The 18,226-nt window shown below is 68.3% G+C and carries 17 protein-coding genes; 8 read left to right on the top strand and 9 right to left on the bottom strand.

What is annotated here, in order from left to right; all coding sequences use genetic code 11:
- Positions 1–19: 19 nt before the first annotated feature.
- The 6 genes from murJ (at position 20) to trxA (ending at position 7,162) form a co-directional block, all read left to right on the top strand.
- The gene (gene murJ / locus OHS57_RS19325) at positions 20–2,251 is read left to right on the top strand and encodes a murein biosynthesis integral membrane protein MurJ (protein ID WP_328582797.1); all 2,232 of its coding nucleotides are present in this window, start codon (positions 20–22) and stop codon (positions 2,249–2,251) included.
- Between the two features lie 119 nt (positions 2,252–2,370).
- Positions 2,371–4,086 carry a protein kinase family protein gene (locus OHS57_RS19320; RefSeq protein WP_328582796.1) on the top strand — a complete coding sequence of 572 codons (1,716 nt, stop codon included), beginning with the start codon at positions 2,371–2,373 and terminating at the stop codon, positions 4,084–4,086.
- Between the two features lie 25 nt (positions 4,087–4,111).
- Positions 4,112–4,822, top strand: coding sequence for an RNA polymerase sigma factor SigM (sigM, locus tag OHS57_RS19315; RefSeq protein WP_041987373.1), 711 nt, complete (start codon positions 4,112–4,114; stop codon positions 4,820–4,822).
- The gene (locus OHS57_RS19310) at positions 4,819–5,688 is read left to right on the top strand and encodes an anti-sigma factor family protein (protein ID WP_328582795.1); all 870 of its coding nucleotides are present in this window, start codon (positions 4,819–4,821) and stop codon (positions 5,686–5,688) included. Before sigM ends, OHS57_RS19310 begins: the two co-directional genes overlap by 4 nt.
- Positions 5,689–5,813: 125 nt before the next feature.
- Positions 5,814–6,788 (top strand): thioredoxin-disulfide reductase, encoded by a 975-nt coding sequence (gene trxB, locus OHS57_RS19305; protein WP_328582794.1) that lies wholly within the window; start codon positions 5,814–5,816, stop codon positions 6,786–6,788.
- A 41-nt stretch (positions 6,789–6,829) separates the two neighbouring features.
- On the top strand, positions 6,830–7,162 hold the full coding sequence (trxA, locus tag OHS57_RS19300) for a thioredoxin (protein WP_041987383.1): 333 nt from the start codon (positions 6,830–6,832) through the stop codon (positions 7,160–7,162).
- A gap of 96 nt (positions 7,163–7,258) precedes the next feature.
- On the opposite strand, the gene OHS57_RS19295 is transcribed toward trxA, so the two are convergent.
- The 9 genes from OHS57_RS19295 to rpmH all read right to left on the bottom strand — a co-directional run bounded on the left by OHS57_RS19295 (position 7,259) and on the right by rpmH (position 14,114).
- Entirely contained in the window at positions 7,259–7,876 is a 618-nt protein-coding gene (locus tag OHS57_RS19295) for a GNAT family N-acetyltransferase (protein ID WP_041987385.1), read from the bottom strand.
- Between the two features lie 188 nt (positions 7,877–8,064).
- Positions 8,065–9,162 carry a ParB/RepB/Spo0J family partition protein gene (locus tag OHS57_RS19290; RefSeq protein WP_078863532.1) on the bottom strand — a complete coding sequence of 366 codons (1,098 nt, stop codon included), beginning with the start codon at positions 9,160–9,162 and terminating at the stop codon, positions 8,065–8,067.
- Positions 9,159–10,235, bottom strand: coding sequence for an AAA family ATPase (locus OHS57_RS19285; protein WP_078863533.1), 1,077 nt, complete (start codon positions 10,233–10,235; stop codon positions 9,159–9,161). The genes OHS57_RS19290 and OHS57_RS19285 overlap by 4 nt, the downstream gene beginning before the upstream one ends.
- Positions 10,236–10,497: 262 nt before the next feature.
- Positions 10,498–11,214, bottom strand: coding sequence for a 16S rRNA (guanine(527)-N(7))-methyltransferase RsmG (gene rsmG, locus OHS57_RS19280; RefSeq protein ID WP_041987390.1), 717 nt, complete (start codon positions 11,212–11,214; stop codon positions 10,498–10,500).
- A gap of 117 nt (positions 11,215–11,331) precedes the next feature.
- Entirely contained in the window at positions 11,332–11,844 is a 513-nt protein-coding gene (locus OHS57_RS19275; protein ID WP_041987393.1) for a Jag family protein, read from the bottom strand.
- 15 nt (positions 11,845–11,859) lie between these two features.
- The gene (gene yidC / locus OHS57_RS19270; RefSeq protein WP_041987395.1) at positions 11,860–13,227 is read right to left on the bottom strand and encodes a membrane protein insertase YidC; all 1,368 of its coding nucleotides are present in this window, start codon (positions 13,225–13,227) and stop codon (positions 11,860–11,862) included.
- Positions 13,228–13,590 carry a membrane protein insertion efficiency factor YidD gene (gene yidD / locus OHS57_RS19265; protein WP_078863535.1) on the bottom strand — a complete coding sequence of 121 codons (363 nt, stop codon included), beginning with the start codon at positions 13,588–13,590 and terminating at the stop codon, positions 13,228–13,230.
- Positions 13,587–13,958 (bottom strand): ribonuclease P protein component, encoded by a 372-nt coding sequence (gene rnpA, locus OHS57_RS19260; protein ID WP_078863536.1) that lies wholly within the window; start codon positions 13,956–13,958, stop codon positions 13,587–13,589. Before rnpA ends, yidD begins: the two co-directional genes overlap by 4 nt.
- Positions 13,959–13,976: 18 nt before the next feature.
- Entirely contained in the window at positions 13,977–14,114 is a 138-nt protein-coding gene (rpmH, locus tag OHS57_RS19255; RefSeq protein WP_030354375.1) for a 50S ribosomal protein L34, read from the bottom strand.
- Positions 14,115–14,477: 363 nt separating this feature from the next.
- On the opposite strand from rpmH, the gene dnaA reads away from it, so the two are divergent.
- Both dnaA and dnaN read left to right on the top strand, forming a co-directional pair.
- Positions 14,478–16,241, top strand: coding sequence for a chromosomal replication initiator protein DnaA (gene dnaA / locus OHS57_RS19250; RefSeq protein WP_078863537.1), 1,764 nt, complete (start codon positions 14,478–14,480; stop codon positions 16,239–16,241).
- An 825-nt stretch (positions 16,242–17,066) separates the two neighbouring features.
- Complete coding sequence (gene dnaN / locus OHS57_RS19245) at positions 17,067–18,197, top strand: DNA polymerase III subunit beta (RefSeq protein WP_328582793.1); 1,131 nt, start codon at positions 17,067–17,069, stop codon at positions 18,195–18,197.
- Positions 18,198–18,226: the final 29 nt, after the last annotated feature.

Here is an 18,226-nt window from a genome sequence, read left to right as displayed (position 1 = left end):
ACGATGAGGTGGGGTAACCATGAACGCGCCGTACGACGGTGAACGCGGACAGGGCGCGGGTGGCGATCCGGCAGGGCAGGGCGCGCCTTCGCCGCCTGCCCAGGAGCCCTATGCCCCCCAGGACCCCCGGGGACGCGATCCCCGCGTTCAGGACCCCTACGTCCAGGATCCGTACGCCCAGGACCCGTACGTCCAGGGTGCCTACCAGGAGGATCCCTACTGGACGCAGGAGCTCGCCGCACAGGACCCGGTGAACGGAGCGCTGTACGACAGCGCCCCGCTCCCCCCGCCGCCGCCCGCGCCCACGTATCAGGACCCGCAGCAGCTCTACCAGCAGCCGCCGGCCCAGCAGTACGCCCCCGACCCGCGGATCTGGGCGCAGCCACCGCCGCCCGAACCTGCGGGGCCCTCCCGGCACCTGCCGTACGGGGACGATCCGCAGACCACCCAGTTCATGGGTGTCGACGAACTCGTCTCCCGGGCGGGCGACGAGGCACCGCAGCAGGACGCCTTCGCCCATCTCTACCGCGACCAGCAGGGTCTGGGGCAGCAGCCGCCCGCGGTGCCCGAGCCGGAACCCGCCCCCGTACCGGTGGCGGCGCCGCCGGCCGCCCGCTCCGGCGGCAAGGCGTCGGGTCTGCTGAAGTCGAGCGCCGTCATGGCGGCGGGCACCCTGGTGTCGCGGCTGACGGGGTTCGTCCGCAGCCTGGTGATCACCGCGGCGCTCGGCGCCGCACTGCTCGGTGACAGCTTCACCGTGGCGTACACCCTGCCGACGATGATCTACATCCTCACCGTCGGCGGCGGCCTCAACTCCGTCTTCGTCCCACAGCTCGTGCGGTCCATGAAGGAGGACGACGACGGCGGTGAGGCGTACGCGAACCGGCTGCTGACGCTGGTGATGGTGGCGCTCGGCGCCGTCGTCGTCATCGTCGTGCTCGGCGCTCCCGTGCTGATCCGGCTGATGTCGGACACGATCGCCGGCGATCCGACCGCCAACAACGTCGCCGTCACCTTCGCCCGGTACTGCCTGCCGACCATCTTCTTCATGGGCATCCATGTGGTGATGGGTCAGATCCTCAACGCGCGCGGGAAGTTCGGCGCGATGATGTGGACGCCGGTACTCAACAACATCGTCATGATCGCCACGTTCGGTCTGTTCATCTGGGTCTACGGCACGGCCGCCGACTCGAACATGAGCGTGCGGACCATCCCGCCGGACGGTGTGCGGCTGCTGGGTGTCGGCACCCTCCTGGGACTCACCGTGCAGGCGCTGGCGATGATTCCGTATCTGCGGGAGGCCGGTTTCCGGTTCCGTCCGCGGTTCGACTGGAAGGGCCACGGTCTCGGCAAGACGGTCAAGCTGGCCAAGTGGACCGTCCTGTTCGTGCTCGCCAACCAGGCCGGCGTGCTGATCGTCACCCAGCTCGCCACGGCGGCGGGCAAGGCGTCCGGCAAGGACGGCACGGGCATCCTGGCCTACAGCAACGCCCAGCTGATCTGGGGCATGCCGCAGGCCATAATCACGGTATCGGTCATGGCCGCGCTGCTCCCCCGTATCTCCCGCTCGGCGGCCGACGGCGACCCCGGGGCGGTGCGCGACGACATCTCGCAGGGCCTGCGCAACTCCGCCGTGGCCATCGTCCCCATCGCGTTCGCGTTCCTCGCGCTCGGTGTCCCGATGTCCACGCTGCTCTTCTCGTCCAGCGGCCTGGAGTCGGCGCGGTCCATGGGCTTCATCCTGATGGCGTTCGGCCTCGGACTGATCCCGTACTCCGTGCAGTACGTCGTGCTGCGCGGCTTCTACGCCTACGAGGACACCCGGACGCCCTTCTACAACACGGTCATCGTCGCGGCGGTCAACGCGGCCGCTTCGGCGATCAGTTACGTCGTGCTGCCGGCCCGCTGGGCCGTCGTGGGAATGGCCGCCTCGTACGGTCTCGCCTACGCCGTCGGCGTCGGTGTCGCCTGGCACCGGCTCGCCAAGCGCCTCGGCGGTGACCTCGACGGCGGTCGCGTCATGCGGACGTACGCCCGGCTCTGCCTGGCGTCCATCCCGGCGGCTCTCGCGGCTGGTGCCATTGGCTACGCCGTCCTCGGCGGCGTGGGTGAGGGCGCCCTCGGCTCTCTCGTGGCGCTCGTTCTCGGCGGCGTCGTCCTGTTGGGGGTCTTCTTCCTCGCCGCGAAGAAAATGCGGATCGAGGAGATGAACTCGATGGTCGGCATGGTGCGCGGACGCCTGGGACGCTAGTCCGGGACGGCCGAGCACAACCATCGTCGGCCCCTGTGTGTCGTGCATAGCGTTGGACTGTGGGCACAATTGGCTTGGCTGTTGAACAGCGCGCAACGGATGGGGAGGCAGGAGCGACGGTGGCGGAACGTAGCACGGCGTCCGTCGACGTGGCCGACAACGGCGGGAACGAACCGCCGGCCGCCAAGGCGGACAAGGCCACGACCGACGGTGTGGCGGAAGCCCAGGACACTGCTGAGGAGTCCGAGCAGTCCGAGGACAAGAGCGGGGACAAGGGCGGGCAGGACACCGAGCCGACCGTCGTCACCCCCGAACTGCACAGTGGCCACAAGCTCGCCAGACGCTACCGCCTGGAGGAGTGCGTCACCCGTCTGGACGGATTCAGCAGTTGGCGTGCGGTCGACGAGAAACTGCGCCGCGCCGTTGGCGTCCACCTTCTGCCGGCCGACCACCCGCGCGCCCGCTCCGTGCTCGCCGCAGCCCGCTCGGCTGCGCTCCTCGGTGACCCGCGCTTCGTCCAGGTCCTCGACGCCGTCGAGGAGAACGACCTCGTCTACGTCGTCCACGAGTGGCTGCCGGACGCCGTCGAACTCACCGCGCTCCTCGCCGCAGGGCCGATGGAGGCGCACGACGCCTATCAACTCGTCAGCCAGGTCTCCCAGGCCATGGCGGCCGCGCACCGCGAGGGCCTCGCCCATCTGCGGCTGACGCCGGGTGCGGTGCTGCGGACCTCCAGCGGCCAGTACCGGATCCGTGGTCTCGCCGTGAACGCGGCGCTGCGCGGCATCAGCGCCGACCGTCCGCAACGCACCGACACCGAGGCCATCGGAGCGATCCTCTACGCGGCGCTGACCCAGCGCTGGCCGTACGAGACGGACGCGTACGGGCTGGCCGGACTGCCCAAGGGCGTCGGGCTCATCGCCCCCGACCAGGTGCGGGCCGGCATCCACCGGGGCCTGTCGGAGCTGGCCATGCGGGCGCTGATCAACGACGGTGCCACGGCGTCCCGTCAGGAGCCGCCCTGCACCACGCCGGACGAACTGGCCAAGGCTGTGGCGGAGATGCCGCGCATCCGGCCGCCGGAGCCCACGTTCACCGCGCCGCCCGACTACCAGCGCACCACCTACCAGCAGGGCAACTACGGCCTCCCGCAGTCCGCCAACGGCGCCCCCGCGCCGGCGATCGTGGCCCCGCCGCCGCCGCTTCAGGGGCGTACCGGCAAGGCACTCAAGTGGATCGTCTCGGCGCTCCTGATCACCGCTCTGGGACTCGGCAGCTGGCAGGTCGCCGACCGGCTCCTCGACCACAACGAGTCCTCGGACAACGGTCCGGCCAAGACGAAGACCACCGACGAGCACGGAGACGACAAGGTCGTCGAGCACGGCAAGCCGATCGCCATCACCGGCGCCCACGACTTCGACCCGCTCAGCTCTGACCACTCCGAGAAGCCCGACCAGATACAGAACAGCTACGACCGCGACCCCGCCACCGCGTGGGAGACCGACCGCTACCTCAGCCACGACTTCGGACGCCTCAAGTCGGGCGTCGGCATCGTGCTGGACCTCGGCAAGGCGCAGAGCGTCGGCTCGGTGGACGTCTCCTTCCTGGGCGGCGACACCGCGGTGCAGCTGCGGGCAGCGCCCTCAGGAGCCGCGGAGGCACCGGGCGGGCTGGACGGTTTCACGAAGGTTGCCGAGGGATCCGGTGAGAAAGTGGCCCTCAAGCCCGGCAAGGCGGTCACGACGCGGTACGTTCTGGTCTGGCTGACCGATCTTCCGCCGATCGGAGACGGCGGCTACCGGGGCAAGGTCTCGGAGATCCAGGTCAGCAGCTGACCGGACCAGGGGAGGGGGCTCACCGTTGGACGACGCCGCACTCGCCGACGCGGGCGACCAGGAACTCCTGGACGCTCATGTCGCGGGCGACCCGGACGCCTTCGGTGAGCTGGTACGGCGCCACCGCGACCGGCTCTGGGCCGTGGCCGTACGCACACTCGGGGACCGTGAGGAAGCGGCGGACGCCGTCCAGGACGCACTGGTGTCGGCCTTCCGCGCCGCCCACACCTTCCGTGGCCAGTCGGCCGTGACCACCTGGCTGCACCGCATCACCGTCAACGCCTGCCTCGACCGGGTCCGCAAGGCGTCCTCCCGCAAGACATCCCCCATGGACGACACGGAGCGGCTGGAACAACTCCTCGAACCCCATGAATCCGCCGAGGCGCCCGCCGAGCGGCAGGATCTCCACCGTGAGCTGCTGGCGGCGCTGGCCAAACTCCCCGTGGACCAGCGGGCCGCCCTGGTGCTCGTGGACATGCAGGGCTACCCCGTCGCCGAAGCCGCCCTGGTGCTGGGCGTGCCTACGGGAACGGTCAAGAGCCGCTGCGCCCGGGGCCGGGCGAGACTTCAGCCCATGCTCAGCCATCTGCGGGCGGACGCCCCGGATAGCGGCGATCCCGGTGGGGGAAGGAACCGGACGCCAGGGACATCCGTCCCACCACCGGCGCCGGCACCCGACGGCACCAAAGGACCGAGTGACCCAGCAGCGGTGAAGGGAGGAGGTGGGCGCACATGACATCCACGGCCGACACAGAGCAGCACCCCGACGTCTCGGAGATCTCCGACCTCACCGACGGCCTGCTCTCACCGTCCCGCACCGCCGAGGTGCGCGAGCACCTCGACAGCTGTGCGCTCTGCGCCGATGTACATGCCTCCCTCGAAGAGATCAGAGGACTGCTGGGCACCCTCCCCGGACCGTCGCGGATGCCGGACGATGTCGCCGAGCGCATCGATGCCGCGCTCGCGGCCGAGGTACTCCGTCAGGCGGACCCGCCCGAGGCCGCCGCCGCTCATGTTTCACGTGAAACATCTCCCCCGGCACGCACACCCGCCGGCCATCCGCGGGCCGCGACCGGCCCCGGCCGCTCCGCCGGTGTACGCCGTCGGCGCCGCAACGCCGTCCTCGGAGCTGTCTTCGGCACCGCCGCCGTCGGAGTGAGCGTGTTGCTGCTGCGAGCGGCGGCGCAGGCGCCGAGCGACAACAGCGCCGCCGACGCACAGGTTTCGAAGAGCAGCGTGGCAGCCGCCAAGGATTTCTCCGATCCGTTCCTGCGTAGCCAGGTGGACGCACTTCTGGCCGGTAATCCCGCCGCCAAACACACGGACAGCACGCATCGCAACGGTGCGGCGAGCGACAACTCGCCCCTGCTCGGGCAGGTACCGGTGGTGCCGGCCTGTGTGGAGCAGGGCACCGGCCGCAACGCTGCCGTCCTCGCCGTCGAACAGGGCACCTACGAGGGCCGGAAGGCCTATCTCCTGGTCCTGCCGCACCCGACCGACAGCGCTCAGGTGCAGGCGTATGTGATTGACGCGTCCTGCGTCAGTGCCACCCCGCCGGCCAAGGGGAAACTGCTGCTGACCCATGTCTATCCACGCGGCTGACGACACTTCCGCGCAGCCGTGGCACCACGGGAATGTAAGACCCGTAGGATCCGTTCCCTGGGGTGACAGTCGTGGAACTGACCCCGATAGGCAGTAGGCAGTCTGCAGAGACGAGGAAAAAACCCGTGAGCGACGTCCGTAATGTGATCATCATCGGCTCCGGGCCCGCCGGGTACACGGCCGCGCTGTACACCGCGCGCGCGTCGCTGAAGCCGCTGGTCTTCGAGGGTGCTGTCACCGCCGGTGGTGCGCTGATGAACACCACCGACGTGGAGAACTTCCCGGGCTTCCGGGACGGCATCATGGGCCCCGATCTCATGGACAACATGCGCGCGCAGGCCGAGCGCTTCGGCGCGGAGCTGGTTCCGGACGACATCAACGCCGTCGACCTCACCGGAGAGATCAAGACGGTGACCGACACGGCCGGCACCGTGCACCGCGCGAAGGCCGTCATCGTGACGACCGGCTCTCAGCACCGCAAGCTCGGGCTGCCCAACGAGGACGCTCTCTCCGGACGCGGCGTCTCCTGGTGTGCCACCTGTGACGGCTTCTTCTTCAAGGACCAGGACATCGCCGTGGTCGGCGGTGGCGACACGGCCATGGAGGAGGCAACCTTCCTCTCCCGGTTCGCCAAGTCGGTCACGATCGTCCACCGCCGTGACACCCTGCGGGCCTCCAAGACCATGCAGGACCGCGCCTTCGCCGACCCGAAGATCAAGTTCGCCTGGGACAGCGAGGTCGCGGAGATCCACGGCGACCCGAAGCTGACAGGTCTGACGCTGCGCAGCACCGTGACCGGCGAGCCTTACTCGCTCCCGGTGACCGGCCTGTTCATCGCGGTGGGCCACGACCCGAGGACAGAACTGTTCAAGGGCCAGCTCGACCTCGACAACGACGGCTACCTGAAGGTGGACGCTCCGTCGACCCGGACCAATATCACCGGCGTCTTCGGCGCCGGCGATGTCGTCGACCACACCTATCGCCAGGCGATCACCGCTGCGGGCACTGGTTGCTCCGCCGCTCTCGACGCCGAACGCTTCCTTGCCGCGCTCAGCGACACCGAGAAGACCGCCGAGCCGGAGAAGACCGCTTCGGTCTGACCGGCTGTACCCATCACCCCTCGAAAGTGAAGGAGGCCGCCGTGGCCGGCGACCTGAAGCATGTGACCGACGACTCGTTCGAAGAGGACGTCCTCAAGAGCGACAAGCCCGTACTGGTGGACTTCTGGGCCGCGTGGTGCGGACCGTGCCGCCAGATCGCGCCCTCCCTCGAAGCCATCGCGGCTGAGCACGGCGACAAGATCCAGATCGTCAAGCTCAACATCGACGAGAACCCGGCCACCGCAGCCAAGTACGGCGTCATGTCCATCCCGACGCTGAACGTCTACCAGAACGGCGAGGTCGCCAAGACCATCGTCGGCGCCAAGCCGAAGGCCGCTCTCGTGCGCGACCTGGAGAGCTTCATCGGTGAGTAAGTAGGTTCACCGCCGACGCTCGATGTTTCACGTGAAACGGGCCCGCCCCTCCATCAGGGGGCGGGCCCGTTTCTCATGTATCGCAGCCGGGTTGTCTCACAGCGGCCTCAGTACCGGTTCCTTCTGTACGGCGCCCAGCAGCCGGTCCAACGCCAGCTCCACGTCTTCCTTCCAGGAGAGCGTGGTCCGCAGCTCCAGCCTCAGCCGGGGGTACGTCGGGTGCGGGCGAACCGTCTTGAAGCCCACGGCCAGCAGATGATCGGCGGGCAGCACACAGGCCGGCTCCGTCCACCGCGCGTCACCGAACGCCTCGATGGCCTTGAAGTCCCTGCGCAGCAGATCCTTGGCCACGGTCTGCACCATGACCCGCCCGAGCCCCTGGCCCTGATACTCGGGCATGATCCAGGCGGTCATCAGCTGGACCGCGTCGGGTGAGAGCGGACTGGTCGGAAACGCCGTGGCGCGGGGGACATAGGCGGGTGGCGCGTAGAGCACGAACCCGACCGGCACGTCGTCCACGTAGACGACCCGGCCGCAGGAGCCCCACTCCAGCAGCACGGCGGAGATCCAGGCTTCCTTCTCCACCTCGGGACGGCCCGCTTTGACGGCCGCCTCTCCACTGACCGGATCGAGCTCCCAGAAGACGCATGAACGGCAGCGGTTGGGCAGGTCCGGGAGATTGTCCAACGTGAGCGGTGCGAGCCGACGCCCCATGAAGGCTGTTCCTCACTTCCTTCGTCCGACGGCGCCACAGGCGCGGGCGCATCCGTATCAAGGTGGATGCGTCCTACCAGAACGCATCGTATCCACCCAGAGATGTCCAGCACACCGAGAGACAGCAAAGGGCGGGCTGCCTTCCGGTAAGCCCGGAACACAGCCCGCCCTTCGGCCGAGCGCGCTGGTCAGCTCTCGTCTTCCTCCGGGCTCTCCTCCGCAAGTCCCTTGTCCAGGACCCGTCCCTCACCAGGGGCGAGGGTGCCGAGGATCCGGTCCAGATCGTCTATCGAAGCGAACTCGACGACGATCTTTCCCTTCTTCTGCCCCAGATCCACCTTCACCCGCGTCTCGAAGCGGTCGGACAGCCGCGAGGCGAGATCCGTCAGCGCCGGCGACAGCCGGGCACCGGCCCGTGGCCCCTTCGTCTTGGGCGCCGACTGCGGGCGCGACCCCATCAGCGTCACGATCTCCTCGACCGCCCGCACCGAAAGACCCTCGGCGACGATGCGGTGCGCCAGCCGGTCCTGCTCCTCGGAGTCGTCCACCGACAGCAGCGCCCGCGCATGACCCGCCGACAGGACTCCGGCGGCCACCCGGCGTTGCACCGGGGGAGAGAGCCGCAGCAGCCGCAGCGTGTTGGAGACCTGAGGACGCGAGCGCCCGATCCGGTCGGCCAGCTGGTCATGGGTGCAGTTGAAGTCCTTGAGCAACTGGTCGTAGGCGGCTGCCTCTTCCAGCGGATTCAACTGGGCACGGTGCAGGTTCTCCAGCAGCGCGTCCAGCAGCAGCTTCTCGTCGTCCGTGGCACGGACGATCGCCGGGATACGCTCCAGCCCCGCCTCCCGGCAGGCCCGCCAGCGCCGCTCACCCATGATGAGTTCGTAGCGCTCGGCCGCCACTTGCCGGACGACGACCGGCTGGAGGAGCCCGACCTCCTTGATGGAGGTGACCAGCTCGTGGAGCGCGTCCTCGTCGAACACCTCCCGCGGCTGACGCGGGTTGGGCGTGATCGAGTCGATCGGCACCTCGGCGAAGAAGGCTCCCGCCGCCACCTCGGGCTCAGGGGCCGCTTCCGGCTCCGGCGCGCTCGACTCCAGGTCCGGTGCCTTGGCGGCCTGCGGCAGTGAGGTCACCTTCGCGGCGGCCACCCCGCGCTCCGCCGTCAGCACCGGGGACGCTCCGGAGGAAGCACCGCCCGATCCGGGGGAGGGCACCTGCTCCTGCGGAGCGGCGGGAATCAGCGCACCGAGCCCACGCCCCAATCCTCTACGTCGCTCACTCACTGGATCCCCTCCGACATACTCTGCTGGCTGGTCTGGCGGCCTGTGTGGGCTTGCTGGACGTCATAGTGCACCCCGACACCGCGCAGGGCGATCTCACGGGCGGCTTCGAGATACGACAGCGACCCGCTCGATCCCGGATCGTAGGTGAGCACCGTCTGACCGTAGCTCGGCGCCTCCGAGATCCGCACGGAGCGAGGGATGCTCGTGCGCAGCACCTCTTTGCCGAAGTGGCTGCGCACCTCGTCCGCCACCTGCGAGGCGAGCCGGGTCCTGCCGTCGTACATGGTGAGCAGGATGGTGGAGACATGCAGCGCGGGGTTGAGATGCCCGCGCACCAGGTCGACGTTGCGCAGGAGCTGACCCAGCCCCTCCAGCGCGTAGTACTCGCACTGGATGGGGATCAGCACCTCCGCACCGGCGACCATCGCATTGACCGTCAGCAGGCCGAGCGACGGTGGGCAGTCGATGAGGATGTAGTCCAACGGCTGCTCATACGCTTCGATGGCCCGCTGCAGTCGACTCTCCCGCGCCACCAGCGAGACCAGTTCGATCTCCGCACCGGCGAGATCGATGGTTGCCGGGGCGCAGAAGAGGCCTTCGACGTCCGGGACGGGCTGGACCACTTCGGAAAGTGGCTGGCTCTCCACCAGGACGTCATAGATCGAGGGGACTTCGGAATGGTGGTCGATTCCGAGTGCCGTGGAGGCGTTGCCCTGTGGATCGAGGTCGATCACCAGGACGCGCGCGCCGTGCAGCGCGAGCGAAGCGGCGAGGTTGACCGTGGTGGTGGTCTTCCCTACGCCGCCCTTCTGATTGGCAACGACCATGACCCGCGTCTGTTCGGGACGTGGAAGCCCCTCGCCGGCGCGGCCGAGTGCCTCCACGGCCAGTTGGGCAGCACGGCCAATGGGGGTGTCGTCCATCGGGGGCGGTGTTTCACGTGAAACATCCTCCCCCACCGACTCGGTGCGGGGACCGGGGACCGGATCGGCCATCGGTCCCGCGATGTTGGCGTCGGACCGCAAGGATTCACTCTCCTCGACTTCAGACTCGCAATGAACAGAGCCTGCCATGCTTTCGGGGTCGTGAACCAGCGAGGCCCGTGGTTCTGTGGAGGAATCCACCTCTGTGGACAACCTCGCACCTCTTACGAGGGACTTTCGGTCGCGCGGTGTGGCAGCGCGACCACGGCCGATGATGCCCTGCAGCAGTGAGCGACGTTTCACGTGAAACACGATGCACGGGCCGCTGGGTCAGATCGTCACGACACTCCGCAATGCGTAGGTATGGCAGCTTGTATGGAGCATCACTGATAGGCACTACGGACTGTACGGCTCAACGGCGGCGTCGCGCACGCCCGACCCGGGCGGCCTTGGCTCTTTTCGCGGCGAACCGCACTCCGCCAGGGCTCTCCCCGACCTCCGCCCGTACCACGGTGGCCAATGGATCGACGATGCCCTCACCGACGCGCAGTACGGAACTCTCCACCACACCGAGCTTGCTCAGCGCGGAACGCGCTCCCTTGAGCTCTTCCTCGGCCGTGTCGCCCTTGAGCGCCAGCATCTGCCCGTAGGGCCGCAGCAGTGGCACTCCCCAGCCCGCCAGCCGGTCCAGCGGAGCCACCGCGCGCGCCGTCACCACATGGACCGGGGGCAGCTTCCCCAGGACCTCCTCGGCCCGTCCACGCACCACCGTGACATGGTCCAGGCCCAGCAGCTCCACCACCTCCTGGAGGAAGTTCGTCCGCCGCAGCAGCGGTTCCAGCAGGGTGATCTTGAGGTCCCGCCGGACCAGCGCCAGTGGAATGCCGGGCAGGCCCGCGCCCGAGCCGACATCACAGACCATGACATCGTCCGGCACGATCTCGGAGAGCACCGCGCAGTTCAGCAGATGCCGCTCCCACAGCCGCGGCACCTCACGCGGGCCGATCAGCCCCCGCTTGACCCCGGCCTCCGCGAGCAGTTCCGCGTACCGCACAGCCTCCGGGAAGAACTCGCCGAAAACAGTCCGTGCCTCGTCCGGAGCAGGGGGAAGCTCTGCTGCCTCCGTCACGGGAACCGTCCTTCCATACCGAACCACCGCTCGGTGGCTGCCTATCAGGGCCGACTATCAGGCTGACAAAGTTCGGCCCCGCCTGCGAAACAGACGGGGCCGAAACGGATGGACCGGTCAGGCCGGCAGCACCACGACGAAACGCTGCGGTTCTTCGCCCTCGGACTCGCTGCGCAGCCCTGCGGCCGCGACCGCGTCATGCACGACCTTGCGCTCGAAGGGCGTCATCGGGTCCAGCTTCACCGGCTCACCGGTGGACTTGACCTCGTCGGCCGCCTTCGCGCCCAGCTCGGCGAGTTCCGTGCGCTTCTTCGCCCGGAACCCGGCGATGTCCAGCATCAGCCGACTCCGGTCCCCGGTCTCCCGGTGCACGGCGAGCCGGGTCAGTTCCTGGAGCGCCTCCAGCACCTCGCCGTCACGTCCTACGAGCTTCTGCAGATCCCGGCCGCCCGAGTCACTGATGATCGAGACCGCAGCCCGGTCCGCCTCGACGTCCATGTCGATGTCGCCGTCGAGATCGGCGATATCGAGCAGGCCCTCAAGGTAATCAGCCGCGATTTCCCCCTCCTGCTCCAGTCGAGTCAGGGTGTCGGCCCCCTCGGCGGCGGCGGAGATGGTGCCTTCCGTCACGGATGGACTCCTTCGTTACTTCTTGGACGGGTGCTTGGACCGTGGCTGGCCCTTGCGCTGTCCCGACTTGGCTTGGCGTGCGGATCCGGATCCGGCGGCCGGCTTGCCCGCTGCCTTGGACCTGGTGGCTTGTGACTGGTTCTTCTGCGACTGGCCCTGGCCCTGCTTGGCCGGCTCGTCCTGCTTGGTCAGCGAGGTCTTGGAGGCGCCACCTGAGGGCTTGGCGTCCTCGGGAGCCGGGGTCGCCGTGTCGTCGGACGCCTTGTCGTCCGCCGCCTTGGCCGTGCCCGCCGGCTGAGCGGCGGCTGCCTGCCGCTTGGCCTTCGTCTGACGCTTCGGCTGCTGGCGCCTGGCCGCGGCCGCACTGGCCTCGGCCTCGGCCGCCACGGTGTCGCTCTTGACGACGCTGCCGTCGGGCTGAGCCGCGAAACCGGCCTTCGCGAGGCTCGTGACGAACTTGCGCTCGATGTCGTTGCGGTCCGGACCCTTGGCCACGATCGCCTTGACCATCGTGCGCTTTCGGCGCGAGCGAACCTCACCGTGGGCGGTGACGCCCTTGAGGAGCCGCTCGAGGAACGCGTCCTGGGCCTTGCTGCCGGGAGTCGGGTTCTGACTGATCACGTACATCTGCTGGCCCATGGTCCACACGTTGGTGGTCAGCCAGTAGACGAGGACACCGACGGGGAAGTTGACACCCATGACCATGAAGATCACGGGGAAGACATACATGAGCATCTTCTGCTGCTGCATGTACGGCGTCTTCACCGAGAGGTCGACGTTCTTCGTCATCAGCTGGCGCTGTGTGTAGAACTGGGAGGCCGACATCAGAATGATCATGACGGCGGTGACGATCCGCACATCCGTCTGCGAAGCGCCGAGCGACGCGACCTTGTCGGCGCCGTCGGTGAACTTCACGGCCAGCGGAGCACCGAAGATGTGGGCCTCACGGGCGCTGTTGAGCTGCGACTGGTTGATCGCGCCCATCTGCTTGCCGTTGGCGATGGACGAAAGCACGTGATACAGGGCGAAGAAGAACGGTGACTGCGCCAGGATGGGCAAGCACGAGGAGAGCGGGTTGGTACCCGTCTCCTTGTACAGCTTCATCATCTCTTCGGACTGACGCTGTTTGTCGTTCTTGTAGCGCTCCTGGATCGCCTTCATCTTTGGCTGGAGCACCTGCATGTTCCGGGTCGACTTGATCTGCTTCACGAAAAGCGGGACCAGACAGATCCGGATCAGGACCACCAGGGACACGATGGACAGCCCCCAGGCCCACCCGGTGTCGGGGCCGAAGATCGCCCCGTACAGCGTGTGGAACTGGACGATGACCCATGACACAGGTGTGGTGATGAAACTGAAGAGACCGGCGATCGAGTCGAACATTCAGGCTCCTTGAGCATTGGACGAGGTCTCAGCGGCTGGACTGGGGGTTTCGGGGGTGGTCGATCCCCCGGAAGGCACGCCAGCGGCGGAGTGCCCGCCCTTACTGCCGCGCCACGCATTGCGCAGCAGTTCGTGCCAACGCGGTCGGCTGCGCGGCGGGACATGGTCCACGCCGCCCGGCGACCACGGGTTGCACCGCAGGATGCGCCAAGCGGTGAGTGCCGTGCCTTTCACCGCGCCATGCCGATCGATGGCGGTGTACCCGTAGTGCGAGCACGACGGGTAATACCGGCAGACGGGACCCAGCAAAGGGCTGATCGTCCACTGGTACAGCTTGATAAGAGCCAGCAGCGGGTACTTCATCGCGCGCCCCCTCCCAGCAACCGCTGGAGAGCGGCGTCCAGGTCTCGGGCCAGCTGTGCATATTCGGCGTCACCCGCTCCGGGTAGCGCCCGTACGACAACCAGGCTACCGGGGGCAAGCTCGGACAGTCGTTCGCGTATCAGATGGCGAAGCCTTCGCTTCACCCGCGTCCGGACGACCGCGCCTCCCACAGCCTTGCTTACGACGAAACCCGCACGCGTCGGGGAAGCACTCTCCCCCGGCACGTGCGGGTCCCGTGAACCGCTGCGTAGGTGGACGACCAGGAGCGGTCGTCCGGCTCTGCGTCCTCGGCGTACCGCGGCCGCGAAGTCCTCGCGCCGCCTCAGCCGATTCTCGGTAGGCAGCACGTCATAACCTGTAGACGATCAGGCGGACAGACGGGCGCGACCCTTGCCACGGCGGGTGGCGAGAATCGCGCGGCCGGCACGGGTACGCATCCGCAGCCGGAACCCGTGGGTCTTGGCGCGACGGCGGTTGTTCGGCTGGAAGGTGCGCTTGCTCACTCGGGGGCTCCAGAAAATGATGTGTGATGGCGTGGCATCGCCTGGCTGTCACCGTGCGCCCACGAGTAGCAGCTCGCGTTTACGCCCGAGTGCACCGCTTCATAACCACAGATCGTGGCCTTTGCCCATCGGAGGCAGGCGGCAGCAGCCATCGACAACTCGACCTGGTCACGGTACGCGCGGCTACGCCATCCGGTCAAACCAGCCCGACACCGGCCCCCACTATGCACAGCCTGTGGACAACAACTTGAACCACGTGAGTGCCCTGACTACCGTGGCTGAACTCCGGTCTCGTTTCCTGCCGGTCTTCCCATCACGTCCCGAGAAGCACACATTCGTGGGACCAGCGAGAGAGCGTGCCCTGTGGCTGACGTACCTGCCGATCTTGCCGCAGTGTGGCCACGAGTGCTGGAGCAACTCCTCAGAGAGGGCCAGCAGGGCGTCGAGCCCAAGGACAAGCAGTGGATCGAACGCTGCCAGCCGCTCGCACTGGTCGCCGACACCGCGTTGCTCGCCGTCCCCAACGAATGGGGCAAGCGGGTGCTCGAAGGCCGGCTGGCCCCGCTGATCAGCGAGACCCTGAGCCATGAGTGCGGCCGGCCCATCCGGATCGCGATCACGGTCGACGACTCGGCGGGCGAGCCGTCCCCGCCGGCGCCGCCCCCGCCCCGCCGCTACCAGGGCCCCCAGCACGACGAGTCCCGGCAGAGTGACGGATACGACACCTACGGACACCGGCCGTCCGACGACGGCATGCCGTCCGTGCGTCCCGCCTACCCGGACTACCAGCAGCAGCAGCGCCCCGATCCCGGCGCCTGGCCGCGCACCCAGGACGACCTCTCCTGGCAGCAGCAGCGGCTCGGCGGCTACCAGGACCGCGATCCGTACGCCACCGCGCACCAGCAGCAGCCGCAGCACGACTACCGCCAGCCGCAGGGGCCCGACCGCTCCCCGTACGAGCAGCAGCGCCCCGAGCAGCACGACCTGCAGGACCCCCAGGGGCCGCGGCACGGCGGCCACCAGGGCGGCAGGCACCGCGGCGCGCCGGGACCGCTGGGCGCGCAGCCCGCCCCGGCGCCGGGACCCGGCGAGCCGCACGCCCGGCTCAATCCGAAGTACCTCTTCGACACCTTCGTCATCGGCGCTTCCAACCGGTTCGCGCACGCGGCGGCCGTCGCCGTCGCCGAGGCGCCGGCCAAGGCGTACAACCCGCTCTTCATCTACGGGGAGTCCGGCCTCGGCAAGACGCATCTGCTGCACGCCATCGGGCACTACGCGCGCAGCCTCTACCCCGGCACCCGGGTGCGGTACGTGAGCTCGGAGGAGTTCACCAACGAGTTCATCAACTCCATCCGTGACGGCAAGGGCGACACCTTCCGCAAGCGCTACCGCGATGTCGACATCCTGCTCGTCGACGACATCCAGTTCCTGGCGAGCAAGGAGTCGACGCAGGAGGAGTTCTTCCACACGTTCAACACCCTGCACAACGCGAACAAGCAGATCGTGCTCTCCTCGGACCGGCCGCCCAAGCAGCTGATCACGCTGGAGGACCGGCTGCGCAACCGCTTCGAGTGGGGGCTGACCACCGATGTGCAGCCGCCCGAGCTGGAGACGCGGATCGCGATCCTCCGTAAGAAGGCCGTGCAGGAGCAGCTGAACGCGCCGCCCGAGGTGCTGGAGTTCATCGCCTCCCGTATCTCACGCAACATCCGTGAGCTGGAGGGCGCGCTGATCCGGGTGACGGCGTTCGCCTCGCTCAACCGGCAGCCGGTGGATCTCGGTCTGACCGAGATCGTGCTCAAGGACCTGATCCCGGGCGGCGAGGACGCGGCTCCCGAGATCACCGCGCCGGCGATCATGGCGGCGACCGCCGACTACTTCGGTCTGTCGGTGGACGACCTGTGCGGCTCGTCACGCAGCCGGGTGCTGGTGACGGCCCGGCAGATCGCGATGTATCTGTGCCGGGAGCTGACGGACCTCTCGCTGCCGAAGATCGGCGCGCAGTTCGGCGGCCGTGACCATACGACGGTGATGCACGCCGACCGGAAGATCCGGGCGCTGATGGCCGAGCGGCGCTCCATCTACAACCAGGTGACGGAACTCACCAACCGCATCAAGAACGGCTGAGACGAAGCGCTGAGACATCGTTGAACGGACCGCGCGAAGGGCGCCCGGGGACCTCGTCCCCGGGCGCCCTTCGTCGTCCGGTGCGGCCGCTGTTCGAACAGATCCCGGCGGAACGGGCTTCTCCACAGATTTGGCGCCGATCTGCCGTCCACAGCCTGGGGACCGCGAAGTTGTCCAGTTCGTCTCCACAGGCGGACCGGCCGCAATACCATCAGGCCAGGTCAACCGCCTGTGGAATTGTGGGCGACCGTCCTCCACAGCCTGTGGACAGATTTTTCGTCCACAGGGCGTGATCGATGTTGTCCACGGGCGGCCCACAGGCGCGGGTGTCTTTCCCACAGCTTCTCCACAGCCCTGTCCACTGTTCGGCAACGAAACGTGGACCGTAGCTGAGTCGAGTGAAAGGCGTCACACCAAGGGGGTCGGTTGGGCTGTGGGGAACCTGGGTAAAGCTGGGGACGCACCTGGGGAGAAGTCGGGGTGTCCTGTGTATCGGGTGTGCAGAACTTTCCGCCGTCCACAGAGCAGCCAAGTTGTCCACGGGTGGCGCCCACAGGACCGGTGGACAAAAAAGCGGGTCTGACCTGCGAAGACGACGTTATCCACGGTTTCCACAGCCCCTACTACTACTCCCACTCATAGTTATCGAGGGATCTGCTTCGAAGTGGGTGCTGTGCACAACTCGCTCCCGGAGGCCCCGACACCCGCAGCGGTGACTTGACCCGGACCCGCACCGACTGTCGGCGCCGTAGGACAGACTGGTCCCCGGCAACACAGCCGACGAAGGCCAGCAGGGCGAGCGAGCAACAGCAGGAGGCGGTTCCGGTGAAGATCCGGGTGGAGCGCGATGTACTCGCGGAGGCGGTGGCCTGGGTGGCCCGCAGCCTCCCGGCCCGTCCGCCGGCGCCCGTACTTGCGGGCCTTCTGCTGAAGGCGGAGGACGGCGCCCTCAGCTTCTCCAGCTTCGACTACGAGGTCTCGGCTCGGGTCTCGGTGGAGGCGGAGGTCGAGGAGGACGGCACGGTGCTCGTCTCCGGCCGGCTGCTCGCCGACATCTGCCGCTCGTTGCCGAACCGGCCTGTGGAGATCTCGACCGACGGGGTGCGGGCGACCGTGACCTGCGGCTCGTCGCGGTTCACGCTGCACACACTGCCTGTGGACGAATACCCGGCGCTGCCGCAGATGCCGACCGCGACCGGCACCGTGCCCGGCGAGGTCTTCGCCTCCGCCGCCGCCCAGGTCGCCATCGCCGCGGGCCGCGACGACACGCTTCCGGTGCTGACCGGCGTACGGATCGAGATCGAGGGCGACACGGTCACCCTGGCCTCGACCGACCGCTACCGCTTCGCCGTCCGCGAGTTCCTGTGGAAGCCCGAGGTCCCCGACATCTCGGCGGTCGCCCTGGTGCCCGCCAAGACGCTGCTGGACACCGCCAAGGCGCTGACCAGCGGGGACACCGTCACGCTCGCGCTGTCGGGCTCCGGTGCCGGCGAGGGGCTGATCGGCTTCGAGGGCGCCGGACGGCGGACCACGACCCGGCTGCTCGAAGGCGATCTGCCGAAGTACCGCACGCTGTTCCCGACCGAGTTCAACTCCGTCGCCGTGATCGAGACGCCGCCGTTCGTCGAGGCCGTCAAGCGCGTGGCCCTGGTGGCCGAGCGCAACACCCCGGTGCGGCTCAGCTTCGAGCAGGGCGTGCTGATCCTGGAGGCGGGCTCCAGCGACGACGCACAGGCTGTGGAGCGCGTGGACGCGCAGCTCGAAGGGGACGACATCTCGATCGCCTTCAACCCGACGTTCCTGCTCGACGGCCTGAGCGCGATCGATTCGCCGGTCGCGCAGCTCTCGTTCACGACGTCGACGAAGCCGGCGCTGCTCAGCGGCCGGCCCGCCGTGGACGCCGGGGCGGACGACGCGTACAAGTACCTGATCATGCCGGTGCGCCTGAGCGGCTGACCCCGCAGGTGAGTACCCGGGCCCCGGCG

It is taken from the genome of Streptomyces sp. NBC_00370 (assembly GCF_036084755.1).
Classification (GTDB): Bacteria; Actinomycetota; Actinomycetes; order Streptomycetales; family Streptomycetaceae; genus Streptomyces.
The sequence above is the reverse complement of the archived record's forward strand: the minus strand, read 5'-3'. Positions and strand labels throughout refer to the sequence as shown.

Coding starts and splice junctions, on each gene's coding strand:
- murJ (WP_328582797.1), top strand. CDS start 20: ATGAACGCGCCGTACGACGGTGAACGCGGACAGGGCGCGGGTGGCGAT.
- yidC (WP_041987395.1), bottom strand. CDS start 13,227: ATGTTCGACTCGATCGCCGGTCTCTTCAGTTTCATCACCACACCTGTG.
- OHS57_RS19310 (WP_328582795.1), top strand. CDS start 4,819: ATGACATCCACGGCCGACACAGAGCAGCACCCCGACGTCTCGGAGATC.
- OHS57_RS19285 (WP_078863533.1), bottom strand. CDS start 10,235: ATGGCAGGCTCTGTTCATTGCGAGTCTGAAGTCGAGGAGAGTGAATCC.
- OHS57_RS19295 (WP_041987385.1), bottom strand. CDS start 7,876: ATGGGGCGTCGGCTCGCACCGCTCACGTTGGACAATCTCCCGGACCTG.
- yidD (WP_078863535.1), bottom strand. CDS start 13,590: ATGAAGTACCCGCTGCTGGCTCTTATCAAGCTGTACCAGTGGACGATC.